Below are 14,205 nucleotides of genomic sequence, written 5' to 3'. Positions count from 1 at the left end.
AGTCATTGGGGCAGGGCTCCAATGACTTAATTACTTCTTTTTTTTATAGCAAATTCACTTTATTTCAAAATCTCTAGAAACATTAATACTGCAATTAAGCCCTCAGAATCTTTTATCTGCTCAGCAGGAATACCGCCTGTTACTTTATTAAATTAAAGTTTTTCATAAAATGTTGATTCAGCCTAATATCGTTACCATTTAAAGCATCTAAAGATTTAAAGATTCTGATAAGTATTAGAGCTCTCTTACCAGATTCAGATTTTGGATCTAATTCTGAATTACAAATTAATCTAAAATCAATTCCAAGGATGGTTGTAAGGTCATCTTGACTAACATTAAGTAAGTCAGTAACTTTTAATACAGCTTTTAATAAAACTTCATTTTCGTTCAAGTTCATAAAAATTAATACTCTAAAAGTTGTATATAAATTACCTTTAAAACTTATTTTAGAGAGTATATTTGAACTGTGCCAAGTATCCTCTAGTAAATGGTGATTAATTAATAATCCACTTATAAGTAGCTAAATTTACACATATATAGTAAAAAATCTACTTAACTAAACAAAAAAAGAATTTTCTACAAAATGAGGATATATGGAACAAGCCAACGTATTAAAAGTTGAAAAGAGTAAGCTCACTAAGCTGTCATTCAATGATCATGAACACACGACCGATTTCAGTTTTTAAATCATGATTGAAGTGTAATTTCTTTTTTATTGAAAAAAATCAAGATCTAGAGAAATCAGTGGACTTCGGCTACCACAATTAAGCACTTTGGCTGAACCATATAGAACCATTGACCAAGTGCATATCTATATCGTAGCTAATATTTAACCTCAATATTTTTTAAACAACACATAAAAGTACACTTTAATAATTTTTTACCTACGTAATGATGTTATATAGACAACAGAATTATTATTACACTTAGTTCGTATAATGTATATTATGTTAAATAGAATATCTAAGACTGTAGCCTACGCAACGCATGCAATGACTAGTTAACTTTTAGAATTTGACTAGTTAAATTAGAATAACGACTACATAACTATTAGAATACAAGTTAACTATTAGAATACATTGCTACTGATGAGAGTTACAGTTTCAACATGTAAAGTAGTGATATAGGAACATCGAGGGGTTCTCTATGGAAAGCTATCACCCTGCTAGACGAATTAATAATAGAAATGGTCTGAGCAAAGTTATTGGACTTTTTTCCAGTAAAAAGATGAATGCACAGATCGCTTGGGAATCTCAACTTGAAAGAGATTTTTGCTATTTATTAGAATTCGACAAAAATATTAAAAAGTATTTTTCTCAACCAAAAACCTTTTTTTTAAACTATGATGGTAATAAAGTTCAATATACTCCTGATTTTTATGTTGAATATACTGATAAGAGTTTTAAGTATTTTGAGGTTAAATTCAGTAACTCATTAGAAAATCCAAAAATTGTCAAGAAACTAAAATTATTAACTGAGTATTTCAAAATAGAAAAAATTAATTACAAAATATTATACGAAGATGAAATTAGATTGCAACCAAGGTTGGAAAACATAAAATTTTTATATAAATATTCAGGATTGTCTTTCGAGGAAAAATTTAATTTTAATTTTGATACAAGCTTAGAAAAGCTTTCTAATTTAATTGATATTAAATATATATATGCAGCCATGTATAATAATTTTATTAATTTTGATGTAAATCGTGAAATTAATGGTGACTTAAAAATCTCTCTGAGGCTTAAGTTATGAAAAATAAATTAGAAATTAAAGCGGGAAATAAATTTCTTTGGAAAGGAGTACTTTACGAGCTAATAAGTATCAATGAGCTATGCTTTACTTTACAAAAATTAGATAATAAAAAACTATATAGAATGACTGAGGATGAGTTCTATAAAGAATATAGAGCTAATTTTATAGTACCCTACACCTATAACCCTGAATTTTATTCTATTGATTTAAATACATTAGATGATAAAAAACAAAAAAATGCTATTAGAATCGCTAGATATTTAACATACTTCTTAAAAGTGGAGCATTGTGGAACTAATGAATTAATTAATATAATAAATAAAGTATCTGAGGAAATTAGTGATCCTAATCCACCTTGTGTTGCAACTTTATACAACTGGAATAAGAGATATGTGATTGATAGTAAGATAGATTTTAGTTATTTAATAGCCAAACAAATTAGAATACCTAAAATAAGTGAAGAAGTTGAAAATATAATAAAAAATGCTGTAAATGATTTCTATTTAAATAGTCAAAGAGTAACAATAAGGCAGTTACATAGATTAATAAATAATTTAATATGGCAAAAAAATATAGCTGAAGACAAAAAATTAAAAGAACCAGCATATGAAACAATACGTCAATTTGTTAATCTTATTGATAAAAAAACTGTAGTTTCAAGTAGATATGGCAACATTGAAGCTATTAAACAATATAAAACATACAAGCAAGGTATTAAGTCTAGTAGAATACTAGAATACGTCGAAATAGATCATGTTTTTTTAGATATAGAAGTAAGTTATGATGATGTTAATTTAGGGCGGCCAATATTAACTTTACTTATAGATAATTTCTCTCTAAGTATACTGGGCTTATATATTGGATTTGGTAAACCAAATACAAATTGTGTTATTCAAGCTATAAAATCTGCAATACTCCCTAAAGAAGTTATACATAAAAATATTGAAGGACTAAAGTCAAGATGGTTTCAGTATGGAATTATGGAGAACTTAATAGTAGATAATGGTAAAGAATTTCATAGTAATGACTTTAAAAGTATATGTCTTGAGTTGGGTATGAATATCCAATATGCACCACCCTATCATCCATGGTATAAAAGATATATTGAAAATTTTTTTAGTACCTTAAATAAAAAATTGATAGATAACTTGCCAGGTAGTTATCATAGAAGTGAAAATAAAAAATATTCACTTCCATATCATAATTTCATTCAAGTGCTGTATATTTATATTGTTGATATATATCACAATACTTACAATCAACGGAAAAGAGGAACACCTTATACTTTATGGAAAGATTCTCAAAAAGATAGTCCTGTTTCATTACCTTTTAGCTATGATGAAATAAATATTATTATGGGTAAAACTTTAGAGCGTTCAATTTCAAAATCAGGAATTTCTATAGATAATATTTACTATAATGATGAGAACTTAAATTTTATTAGAAGAAATACTTTAGGTAATTGTAAAGTTAAGTTAAAAAGAAATTGGGAGGACATTTCTTATATTTACGTTTTTTCAAATCTTTTGAAAAAATATTTTAAAGTTAATGCCGTTGATCAAGAATATACAAGGAATAAAACTGTTTTCCAACATGAATGTATTTTAAAAATTTCCAGCAAAGATGCTAAAAATGAAAGTGATAGAGATAAAATATATTCAGCTGTTAATAGAATTAATGAATATTTGCTCAGTTTAGGTGATAAAAATAAAAAAGCTAAGCGAAAAGATAAAGTTTTATACTATAAGAATGTGTCTTCTAGCATATTTAATAATGATCCAGAGCTTACAAGAAATGATGGTAGTCCAATATCTGATTACGATAAGATAAAAGACTTAGATGAAAAAATAGATGATAATGATAACTGGAGTATTTTTAGTCGAGATTAATCTTATGTCCCATAATAATGATATTAGATTGAGAGAAATTGAGAATATTTATATTGTATATCCACGATTACAAGAAATCTTAAACGTAATTGAAAAAATATATTGTTTATCTGGCGTATCTTCCGAACCTAATTGCCTTTTTATAACAGGACATAGCGGCGTAGGTAAAACTTGTTTAATAGAGCATTATCTTCAGAATCATCCTAGGGAAGAGTTAGCTGATAGAACATGTGTTCCTGTTTTTTCTGTCGAAATTCCATCTCAAGCATCAATTAAAGATATAGCTTCTACAATGTTAGATGCTTTAGGAGATCCCAATCCAGCATCAGGTACAAAAGTTAGTATGACAAATAAATTATACAAATTATTATATAATTGCCGTGTTAAGCTAATAATTATTGATGAATTCCAACATTTAATTAATAATGCTAGCGATAGAAAATTTGATGATGTTTCCAATTGGTTAAAGAGTCTTATTAATCATTCCAAAACTCCTATTGTACTTCTGGGTCTTCCAGAATCTGAAGAAATCTTATTAAGAAATTCTCAACTGAGGCGCCGGTTTTACTATTCACATTCTATTGATCCATTTAATGTATCCACAGTAAATGGTGATGCGGAGTTTGTAAAATTTTTATCTATAATCAAAGATAAGTCGAATTTTGAATTCGAAGATAATTTCTTCTTGGATAAAGAATTTTATTTACCTCTGTTCTTTGCTGCAAATGGTACTGTTGCTAATATAATGAAATTTATAAAATTGGTTTTTAGACATGCGATTAATATTGATTCCAATTTAATAAAACGTGAATATTTTGAATATATTTACAATAAATCAATTTTTAGAAATGAGTCTATTTTTCCTAATTTTCAAAATCCCTTTAGTGTGAGTTATGAGACATTCATGTCTTGGGCATTGGTAGGGTCTACACTAAGTACAAAAAAGGCATTTAGATCTATTGCAAGGAGAAAAGATAATGTCCCTCCTATCTAGTACTAAGTTTTTAGTACGTCCTGCCCCTTTAGATGATGAATATATTTTGAGTTACTTAGAACGATTGCGCATTGAAAATGGTTACTCATCTATTGATATCATATGTAAAACCATTTTGGGAACTAAAATTAGTCTCATTGATATCGTTAAAGGTAATTTTGATAAAATATTATTTTCAACTTACACGAGTTTAAATTGTAATGAAATTAAAAATCTTTGTATAACAGATAAAAAGTACTACATTTCTGCAAATGTATATCTTTGTTTAGAGTGTTTTAAAGAGTTAAATTACATAAAAAAAGATTGGTACATTAAAGATTATGTTTGTTGCCATCATAAATTGCCAATAAGTTGTAGATGTTCATTTTGTGGTTCTTTATATTCATTTAATATATTGAATAATTTTTTTTGTAAAAAATGTCATGAAAACATCTTTTCTGGAAATATTTTTAGATTAAATACAAGTAATAATATTTCAGATATTTTTAAAATTTTCCATAATTTTTTTAAATTTAAGTATTATTCTCCAAATAGTTTATCATACTCAACAAGGTATTTTTCTAGTTGCTTCAATCAATCTTATGATCTTCTTATTAATAAAAATAATTGTTTTGAATCTTATTTAAGAAAATATTTATTTATAGATAGAGTCTATTCTAGACAAGTATCTAATTTTGTAGCTGATTATATATTTTTTTTAATTGAAATCGAAGATATTATTTGCAATCTTGAAAATATTGTATTTTATAATAATTTAAATGAAGTTTTGAGAAAGTATACAATACATGGATTTGGTGTTGAAATAAATACTAAATTAGTTAAAAAATTAGATTCATATTATTTTATTAACCTTAAAGGATTTTTAAAAAAAGTTGATTCAGGAAAATACTGTTTTTTAAGTTATAAAAATTGTGCAAACATACTTATTTTACAGGAGTGGTTTATTAATCTGCTTTGCTGTGAAAATATTTTAAAGTGTTACGATGGGGCTTATGTAGATATTAAGAGTATTTTTGATTTATGTGTTGATATTAGTGTGTTTTCAACTGAAAAGGACCTGATTTCAGATTTTATTTATTTTGATGATTTATCAGTTTTTGATAAAGTAAAAGTTATAAAAAATTTAAAATTTGGGATAATTATTCTTTATAATTTTAATAGTTTCGAGGTATTTAAAAGCATAAAAATAAAGATTAATGATTTGAACTATTTTTCGTAATAAAATCACAATAGGTCAATTATATTGATTAAATTTTAAATTATTTTCTCTTATATTTTTGAGGGTTATTTCCTGTTACATGATCAATTATTCATTCAGGTTGCGTAAATCTTTAATTAACGTTAGCTATTTATTAATAATCACTCTTAATTTTAAACCACTAATTTCATTAATATATGCAGCAGTAGCACCAATCACAGTCAATTGATCATCTGACATTTTAGCTTTGGAAATTGCGGGTTGAACAATTGCGACACCTAGTTGAAAGTCAGCATACCTTGCAATTTTTGCTAAGTTGATTAAGTCCTCGAACTTACCTTTATCGATTCTAGAAGCTTTACCTTGGCTCAAACGATCTCGCTCTCTTTCCATTAAACGCAAAATTAATCTTTCTTTATCTGCAAACCACTTAACACTTTTTTCTGCTTGCCCTACAACTTGGTATACATCATCGATTCTAGCACCTGGTTTAGCTACACCATCTTTTTTAGAGCAATATTTACAATGGAATAAGTCTATGACTAGTTTATTATCATCAATGTTTTTTATTGCGACGATATCAGCAACTTCACCTGCGCCATCATCATCAAAAATAAGATCATAGTCATTCATAACTTTTTTAATCGTAGAGTATTGAATTGAATGCTTTAACTTACTTGTTGTTTGTGATTCAACGGATATATCAACACCCTGCCAATCCCAGTCTTCTGTATTATTAATGTCATACTTATAAGCGTAATTATCATTGGGGTAAAATCTAAAACCACCATCGATTATTGAAGTATCTCTCAAAAAGAGCGTCGGAGAGTTTTCCTCAAAGAACTCAGCAATTGAATATGATTGCTCACCTATCTTGATGTCTAGGTTATCTTCTGAATGGAAGACTACTTCTCCACGACCTTTAATCTTCATGGTGATTTTACTAAGTCCATATTGTGTTCTTAGACAGATCTGAAGCTCTTTCATATCTAGATTCTGTTCATCACTAAAAATTAGATCACAATTTATTAGTGACTCTTCCCATTTAGTTGCTTTAACGGTTATTTTCGATTCATTTTTTCGAAGAATCTCTATTGGCCATTCAACAGCAAGCACCTGAATATTTGGGAACTCCTCCAACTCTTCAGTTTGCATGGCTGTTTTCATAACATCATTTGTATTAATAGTATCGTCTAGTATTTTAGTACCCACTCCTTTGCACCATGCTACCCATTGGTCTAAAGAATCACTATCCATTGCCCAAATTTTACCTTTATATGAACAGCCAATACTTACAAGCTGACCATTTTCATACCCTTTACCAAAAATATTCGATTTAGTTGCTCTATTTGCCTCTATGTCAGGAATTTGATCATTAATTTCTGTCCCTGTATGCATAGAATAACGCAGCCCCTTCTTATTTTTATTAAGACCAACGTTTTGAAGCTTTAATCTTTTTAAATTTGCCAACGCTCTAAATATATATTCACCCTTAACCTGAATAGCATCTTCAGCAATTAGTTGTATTAATCTCTTGACCAATCCATCTTTCGAAGAAGAATGGATAAAAAGTAAATCTGTATCCTTATCATAGAAAGCAATATATAAATCCCATGATTCATCGAAAAGCTCTTTAGAACTAGTCCAGCCTACAGGCAAATAAGACTTAACAGAAAAAACCAATGTATCCTGTTCGTCATTAATTATTGAATCTACGATCTGAAACTGTTTATTCCCAAACTCACTAAACTTTTCTGGCTTCCATTTAGCAAACTTCATTTTATAAATAGTAGTACTTATACTCGGAGTTAATCCCAAATCTAATAATTTACTAGGTTCAGAAAATTCCTCTCGAAATGCTTGATATTCTTTTTCATTTTTAATTTTTCTAGAGCTAATACTGCTAATTACTGTATTCCAATCTGAATCTTCTTTATAAAGTTCTTCCAAACTTTCATTGACATTAGGGTTGGCGATGTTTGCAATAAACTTGGCATCACCAACATTCTTAGTCGTTCTTGTAAACCTACCCGTAAATTGGAGCATTACATTTATACTTTTATGGGGATCATGAATGGCTGAAATTTTCAGCTGAGGAAGATCGAATCCCTCTCCAAGCATATTTACACATACGATGATCTTATGTTCTCTATTTCTAATTGCTTTAAGAACTTCTGCTTTCTTCTTAGTTTTACTATCTATCAATACAGGGTTAAGGTCTTTTTCTTTCGAATATATATTAAAAATATCTTTAGCCCGCTTCATAGATGAAGCTCTAGCCATAACTATGTGATCTAAGCCATTTTCTAAATCTTCTCTTAATAACAATATAGCTTGCTTAGCTATCGCCTCATCTGACTTTTCTTCAACAAACTCTCGCACAGGATGAAATACGATAGGCTTGAAATATCCTTCCTCTTGTGCCCGTTTCAAAGGATAATTGAAGATTATTTTTCCTTCCACCCTTGAACCATCACTTCGGAATGGAGTGGCTGTAAATTGAAAGACAGATTTATCTCTAAATTGTGATTTAATCCTTGCCCAAGTAGAAGCTGCTACATGATGAGCTTCGTCAACTATTAAATGTGTACATTCACTAGTAAGCTTATCAAAAAACTCCTTTGAAAATTTTGATAATGAGGCCGCAGATGCTATTAGAACATTAGCTTTTAATATTTTGGATAATTCTTCTGTATTAGTAATCCCATGTTTGATGGTTGAAACTACAGGATTAAGCATATCATTCGTAACTAGACCTAAGTCTCTCAATAAGCCAAGTTCAACAAACTTAGTTTTTGTCTGCTCTCGTAGAGCATCTGACGGAACAATAACTAAAGTTTTTTTAAACTTCCCAGCAACTACAATTGATAGAATCGTTTCAGTTTTACCTGTGCCAGTTGGCATAACAATTGTCGCTGCATTTTTCTCATCAGATTTTTCATAGCCCAGAGCTGCAAATATTCCACCTAATTGTGGTGGCCTAAGTCCCCTGCCTCCTAAAGTTTGATTTTCTTCAATAAAAAAGAAATTAGACTTTAACCATGATTTTAAAACTGAATCGGGCGAGTGTTCATGATCATTGAGTGACAGCTTAGTTATCGTACTCTTTCCTACTTTTAATTCGTTAGCTTGTTTCATATAACCTCATTGTAGAAAAATTCTATTTTTATTTAGTTAAGTAGATTTTTAATATTTTTGACTATATGTGGCGCATATGGCTACTTATAATTGAGTTCCGTTTACTGTATAGGATACTTGGCACAGTTCAAATATACTCGTTATAATGAGTTTTAATAATAATTTATATACAACTTTTAGAGTAGTATTTTTTATGAGCATGAACGGAAATGAGGTTCTAGTAAAAGCCGTATTAAAAGCTGCTGATTTTCTAGAAGTTAGTCAAGATGACCTTGTAACTGTTCTTGGGGTTGATCTTAGATTAAGTTGTAATTCGGAAATAGATCCAATATCTGAATCTGGTCAGAGGGCGTTAATACTCATCCGAATCTTCAAATCCTTACATGCTTTAAATGGTAACGATATTAGGCTGATTCAACATTTTATGAAAAACTTTAATAAAGGAACAGGCGGTATTCCTGCTGAGCAGATAAAAGATTCTGAAGGCTTAATTGCAGTGTTAACGTTTCTAGAGATTTTGAAATAAAGTGAATTCCCTCTAAAAAATAGAAATAATTAAGTCATTGGGGCTATACCCCAATGACTTTTAGAATTATTGAATATTTTGTTTCCGCCAGTTATCTATAGCAGCAAATAAACGTTTTTCTTTAACAGGTTTTTGCCATTCATCCCAAAAATTAACAGTACCACTATTCGGCTTATTCTTCGGCTCATCGATTCTGATACGGCTCGGCAATAAACTTGCATCACCAACTACCAAAGCTTCACCAGTATCTAGGGTAGGAAGAATATCGCTAAAACCACCAAGGCTATCAGGAAGAAGTCGTTTGATAACACTTTGATCCTCTGCATTGGTCAATCGCATAGACACAAAGTTGCTACATTGGCTTAGTAGTGTTTTATTAACTTCAGATGGCCGTTGGCTGATTACAATTAAGCTAACACCATATTTACGACCTTCTTTTGCAATACGCTCGAATATATCCAATGAAATATCATCGGCAGAGTCTGCCATATTGCGCTGGGGCATATATAAATGTGCTTCATCACAGAGAAGTGCAATTGGATGGCGAAGTTCAGATGGAGTCCACTGCTGTACGGAAAATGTGACTCGTGCCACAAGGGATACTATCAAAGGGAGCACATCTGAAGGAACTTCGGAAAAGTTAATGATCTTGATACCGGCCTTACCATTTTCATCTGTACTACCAAGTACTGAACTAACAAATTTTTCAAGCCAATCAAAATCAAGAATATCCCCTCCACCACTGAATATAAACCCGAGGCGTCTATCAGAAATCTTGTTTTCAAGTCTGGAAATCATGCGAGCAAGCTTCCCAAAGAAATCACCTTGTTTTTCACCTCTAGCACCAGGAATCATTTCAACGTTTATCGAATTTAATCGCTCCATAAGAAAATGGAGATCAAATGGAACAGGACTATCAACAGTAAAATGTTTTAATAAATCCTGTTGACTACTATCTTCAAGGTACTTTCTTTTTGCATGATTAATCTCACGAGCCATAATCATCGCTTGATTAGGTGCATTCTGATCACTACGATCCACGAACATGGAGACCAATGCCTCATAAGAAAGTAACCAATAAGGAAGATAAAGCACATTGTCAGAAATAGTGCGCTTAGCTTCAACATCAGCTGGTCCAGCAACTTTAAAATGCTGAATGCTTGGCTCTGTCAATGGTGCATATTCTCCATGAAGATCAAAAACAATAGCATTTGCAGTTGAAAGCCTAGACATCTGCTCAATAATTTTTGCGGTTGTCCATGATTTCCCAGAACCTGTGCTTCCTCCAATGAAGGCATGACGTTGAAAGAACTTATTCCCGTTCAGATACGCTACCGCATTCTCGTCCAAGGTATATTTCCCGAGTGTCAAAGCATTTCCATCAGCTGAAACACTGGAAAGTGTGCGCATAAATCCAGTGAGATTTTCTCCTTCAAGAGAGAAACAATTCGCATCTATTTCAGGAACACTTTCTAGTGTTCTTCGAAAGACATTTTCGTTTGCTCCATCTCGATCTAGCATGGTTCCAATTAAACTGATACGACAAAGATTCAATTCAGAATTTTGATCATTAATTCCATCATTGGTGAGATCTTCAACCCCTCGCTTTCTAGTTACTTGTGTAATGAGGCCAATGAGATGTTGCCCAGGTCGACTGCTCTGAAGTACTGCTAGATGGTTTACCTGTAGTCGTTTTAGATGAGTGATATTATTCACTTCCACAATAACATTTGTTGTGTCGACAGATGCGACCTTTCCAAGGGCATTTTCATCCCTAAAGTTGAATATTGGCATATTGCTTCTCTACATGATGAGTGACAGGTAACCTTCGAGACTCCAGATGTTCTTTTCTACTATAATTGGTGCTTCACCTAGTGAAGAATAGACTACAGACTGGTTATCTGTTTCTCCTCTTTCTATTGCTAAGTAATTTTGTGCTCTTCCATCAAAGATAAGTTTTCTAACTGAATCAGAAAGCGAATATGTAATTATGGTGACTGGTGCTCTCTGTCTATGACATTTAGCCATGAGTTTAGGCTGAATATGCTCATCATTAAATCCATATCCAATGCATAAATATGAACCAGCTTGATTAATAGCAATATCAGCGCTATTAATAATGGAGCGAAAAGGTTCAAAATGAGTTTTCTGATATTTTTGAGTTCCAGGGGTCACGATTTGTGGAGTGTATTTATTAGGTATTTTCTGTATACCAGAAATTGCAATAGTATCTTCAAATGGCGATTGAAACCAATCTAGAGAACCATGTACTTTCCAAATATTTACTCTACGTGCGCAGGTCAACTCATTAGGAGTGGCTAATTGACGGAAAAATCCATGTGTGAAGCCAGTATAATGATGAATTTTTCTTTGTTCACAGGCATACTCTGCTAAGCGGTCATAATTTGTTGTGATAATGTTTATGGTTTTGTTGCTTGTCCCAAACATGTGTTCAAGAAGGCGGCTTAATGGAAACATTTCAGTATTTTGAAGTGCATTATCAAAAACATTACAATCTTCAAAATTGATAAGTGACCAAGTAGAGTTAATGATCCTGTTCGTCAGCTCTTTCGATACGTTTACCTGATGGAGTGCAGTCTCAAGATCTACACCATCTGTAAGTTTTTGGCAGAAAATCCCCCAACACTCTAACTCCTCTTCAGATAATTCCGAAACATCAGTTTTTTCAATCAAATGTTTCGCAAGCGCCCACATGCCTGACATCCCATGTGCAGCAGAGGCTCCGCTGCCCAGAATTATAATGGGAGCCTTCCCGTAATAATCTTGTGCTTGTTTTTCATAATTAACATTAGACACGATATGATCTCTTCTTATACTTTACCTGTACGAGACTAGGTTGTTATCCTATCTCAGTACACATCTTACGAATTCTTTATCTAAAAATAATAAGTGAAATAAAAACTTATGTCAGCAATAAATTCAATTTAATCAAAAAGAAGTCATCACTAAATTTTAAATCTATTAGGTATTCTTCAGTTAAAAGTAAAGCCTTTGAGCCAATCAAATTAAGGGGGGAGTTTTTATCGAAACTATAGATACAATGAGTGGCGTTAAAGTGTGAATCTAAGTTTTCAGTACTCTTAAGCTTTTCTAAAGATATATCTCAAGAAAATATTAATAAAAAAATTTGCTATATGGCTAACATTGAGTATAAATGGTTTCATATTATCTATATAGCTAACATATTTTAGGAACAATTAACTCATATGGCTTCTAGAAGAGAAATAGGTCAAGAGATACGTTTAGCAAGAAAAGCGCTAGGCTATACACAAAAGACACTTTCAGAAAAAACTACTGTCAATAAAACCACCATATCAGAGATCGAGAATGGGCGATTTATGGGTTCTTTTGACATATTTGAGCATGTGCTTGATGCAGTTGGTTTACAATTTGATGTATCTCCACAGCGACATTCACTACCCCATTGGGATGAGATTGAAAATATGTTTGCTGAAGATGACGAATGAATACACAAACCAACCTTCCTGCCAAAATCACCAATATCACAGTGTGTGCTAATCAAGCTGAATTAGGCATATTGACATATGGTTCAGTGCACCACTATCAGCCAACACAAGAAAAACAACATATATCACTTACTATGACTCAAAGAGGCATGGATGGTTATTCGTCAGACTCAATTCACCCAATATTTGCTCAAAACCTACCTGAAGGGTTTAATCGTAGATTAATCGCTGAAAAGCTTTCAAGATATGCCAAGGTCAATGATATGTATTTATTGGCACTGCAAGGTGATCAAGGCATCGGAATGCTCTCATACAAAAGTGAGTTAAATTTGCCCGAAGCTGAGTCCTTGAGCTTAAGTGAAATTCTATCCTACCGTAGTAAAGAATCTCTTTTCCCACAACTATTAGAAAAATACTATCTCAGGACATCATTGGCTGGTATGCAACCCAAGGTAAGCATTCCAAATGCTATTACTACTGTTCAAACGGATATAACAGTTCAACAGAGGGATTTGATTGTAAAGTCGTTTGATTCTGAGTTTCCATTACTCACAGTCAATGAATTTGTCTGTATGCAGGCTGCATCGCATTGTGGACTTGAGACACCAAAGACTTATTTGTCTGAAAATTTAGAAACATATGTGGTAGAGCGGTTTGATAAATCCAGCGATGGTACAAAACTAGGCTATGAAGACTTTACGACGCTCATGAAAAAGTCAAATGACCCAAATGCGAAATATGCAGGTAGCTATGAAACACTTCTGAAAGCGACCTATCTATATACTCGTAGCGCAGCTGAAGTTGAAAAAATTTATAAATACGTTGTATTCAACTGTTTAATCGGCAATGGCGATGCACATCTTAAAAACTTTGCTTTGCAATATTCCCCAGATATGAAGAACATTTTTGTTTCACCACCTTTTGATATTACGCATACACTCATTTATAAATCAATTGATAATAAAATGGCCCTCAAACTGGCTAGTAGTAAAGCATTTCCAGATCTTACACATCTCATCAAATTAGCTGAAAGTGACCAATTTAGAATCAGAAATCCCAAAGCAATCATAGAATCCTTTAGCGAAAATATATTGGACTATCTTCAAACATCTAATGAGGTTCAATTATTCGATGGATTACGGACATCTATAGAACGTTCAATCGCAAACATTATGGCACCATATCCTAGTACCAAAAGTTATTGACATGATAAAAGAAGA

General features: G+C 31.7%; 11 protein-coding genes. 7 read left to right on the top strand and 4 right to left on the bottom strand.

The window, feature by feature from the left end:
* Positions 1 to 139: 139 nt before the first annotated feature.
* Positions 140 to 397 (bottom strand): hypothetical protein, encoded by a 258-nt coding sequence (locus tag B9T36_RS16745; protein ID WP_228147024.1) that lies wholly within the window; start codon positions 395 to 397, stop codon positions 140 to 142.
* A gap of 749 nt (positions 398 to 1,146) precedes the next feature.
* On the opposite strand from B9T36_RS16745, the gene B9T36_RS16740 reads away from it, so the two are divergent.
* Genes B9T36_RS16740 through B9T36_RS16725 form a run of 4 tightly spaced genes read left to right on the top strand, consistent with a single transcriptional unit; the run spans position 1,147 to position 5,854 of the window.
* On the top strand, positions 1,147 to 1,752 hold the full coding sequence (locus B9T36_RS16740) for a TnsA endonuclease N-terminal domain-containing protein (protein ID WP_086210585.1): 606 nt from the start codon (positions 1,147 to 1,149) through the stop codon (positions 1,750 to 1,752).
* Positions 1,749 to 3,641 carry a Mu transposase C-terminal domain-containing protein gene (locus B9T36_RS16735; RefSeq protein ID WP_086210584.1) on the top strand — a complete coding sequence of 631 codons (1,893 nt, stop codon included), beginning with the start codon at positions 1,749 to 1,751 and terminating at the stop codon, positions 3,639 to 3,641. Before B9T36_RS16740 ends, B9T36_RS16735 begins: the two co-directional genes overlap by 4 nt.
* A gap of 4 nt (positions 3,642 to 3,645) precedes the next feature.
* Positions 3,646 to 4,635, top strand: coding sequence for a TniB family NTP-binding protein (locus B9T36_RS16730; protein ID WP_171264500.1), 990 nt, complete (start codon positions 3,646 to 3,648; stop codon positions 4,633 to 4,635).
* Entirely contained in the window at positions 4,619 to 5,854 is a 1,236-nt protein-coding gene (locus B9T36_RS16725) for a hypothetical protein (protein ID WP_086210582.1), read from the top strand. The genes B9T36_RS16730 and B9T36_RS16725 overlap by 17 nt, the downstream gene beginning before the upstream one ends.
* Positions 5,855 to 5,980: 126 nt before the next feature.
* Here the strand turns inward: B9T36_RS16725 and B9T36_RS16720 are convergent, their stop codons facing one another.
* Positions 5,981 to 8,971: a DEAD/DEAH box helicase gene (locus B9T36_RS16720; RefSeq protein WP_086210581.1), complete on the bottom strand. Its 2,991-nt coding sequence runs from the start codon at positions 8,969 to 8,971 to the stop codon at positions 5,981 to 5,983.
* Between the two features lie 193 nt (positions 8,972 to 9,164).
* On the opposite strand from B9T36_RS16720, the gene B9T36_RS16715 reads away from it, so the two are divergent.
* Entirely contained in the window at positions 9,165 to 9,497 is a 333-nt protein-coding gene (locus B9T36_RS16715) for a hypothetical protein (protein WP_086210657.1), read from the top strand.
* Between the two features lie 66 nt (positions 9,498 to 9,563).
* Here the strand turns inward: B9T36_RS16715 and B9T36_RS16710 are convergent, their stop codons facing one another.
* Together B9T36_RS16710 and B9T36_RS16705 are read right to left on the bottom strand one after the other, a co-directional pair.
* Positions 9,564 to 11,291: an ATP-binding protein gene (locus tag B9T36_RS16710; RefSeq protein ID WP_086210580.1), complete on the bottom strand. Its 1,728-nt coding sequence runs from the start codon at positions 11,289 to 11,291 to the stop codon at positions 9,564 to 9,566.
* Positions 11,292 to 11,300: 9 nt separating this feature from the next.
* On the bottom strand, positions 11,301 to 12,314 hold the full coding sequence (locus B9T36_RS16705) for an SIR2 family protein (RefSeq protein WP_086210579.1): 1,014 nt from the start codon (positions 12,312 to 12,314) through the stop codon (positions 11,301 to 11,303).
* Between the two features lie 410 nt (positions 12,315 to 12,724).
* Here B9T36_RS16705 and B9T36_RS16700 point away from each other — a divergent pair, with 410 nt between their 5' ends.
* Complete coding sequence (locus tag B9T36_RS16700) at positions 12,725 to 12,985, top strand: helix-turn-helix domain-containing protein (protein WP_086210578.1); 261 nt, start codon at positions 12,725 to 12,727, stop codon at positions 12,983 to 12,985.
* The gene (locus tag B9T36_RS16695) at positions 12,982 to 14,190 is read left to right on the top strand and encodes a type II toxin-antitoxin system HipA family toxin (RefSeq protein ID WP_086210577.1); all 1,209 of its coding nucleotides are present in this window, start codon (positions 12,982 to 12,984) and stop codon (positions 14,188 to 14,190) included. The genes B9T36_RS16700 and B9T36_RS16695 overlap by 4 nt, the downstream gene beginning before the upstream one ends.
* The last annotated feature ends 15 nt before the right edge of the window (positions 14,191 to 14,205 follow it).

Source organism: Acinetobacter sp. ANC 4204 (assembly GCF_002135205.1).
GTDB lineage: Bacteria > Pseudomonadota > Gammaproteobacteria > Pseudomonadales > Moraxellaceae > Acinetobacter.
The sequence above is the reverse complement of the archived record's forward strand: the minus strand, read 5'-3'. Positions and strand labels throughout refer to the sequence as shown.

Bases quoted from the DNA above. Each gene is read 5' to 3' on its own strand.
- B9T36_RS16745 (WP_228147024.1), bottom strand. From the start codon at position 397: ATGAACTTGAACGAAAATGAAGTTTTATTAAAAGCTGTATTAAAAGTT.
- B9T36_RS16740 (WP_086210585.1), top strand. From the start codon at position 1,147: ATGGAAAGCTATCACCCTGCTAGACGAATTAATAATAGAAATGGTCTG.
- B9T36_RS16735 (WP_086210584.1), top strand. From the start codon at position 1,749: ATGAAAAATAAATTAGAAATTAAAGCGGGAAATAAATTTCTTTGGAAA.
- B9T36_RS16730 (WP_171264500.1), top strand. From the start codon at position 3,646: ATGTCCCATAATAATGATATTAGATTGAGAGAAATTGAGAATATTTAT.
- B9T36_RS16725 (WP_086210582.1), top strand. From the start codon at position 4,619: ATGTCCCTCCTATCTAGTACTAAGTTTTTAGTACGTCCTGCCCCTTTA.
- B9T36_RS16720 (WP_086210581.1), bottom strand. From the start codon at position 8,971: ATGAAACAAGCTAACGAATTAAAAGTAGGAAAGAGTACGATAACTAAG.
- B9T36_RS16715 (WP_086210657.1), top strand. From the start codon at position 9,165: ATGAGCATGAACGGAAATGAGGTTCTAGTAAAAGCCGTATTAAAAGCT.
- B9T36_RS16710 (WP_086210580.1), bottom strand. From the start codon at position 11,291: ATGCCAATATTCAACTTTAGGGATGAAAATGCCCTTGGAAAGGTCGCA.
- B9T36_RS16700 (WP_086210578.1), top strand. From the start codon at position 12,725: ATGGCTTCTAGAAGAGAAATAGGTCAAGAGATACGTTTAGCAAGAAAA.
- B9T36_RS16695 (WP_086210577.1), top strand. From the start codon at position 12,982: ATGAATACACAAACCAACCTTCCTGCCAAAATCACCAATATCACAGTG.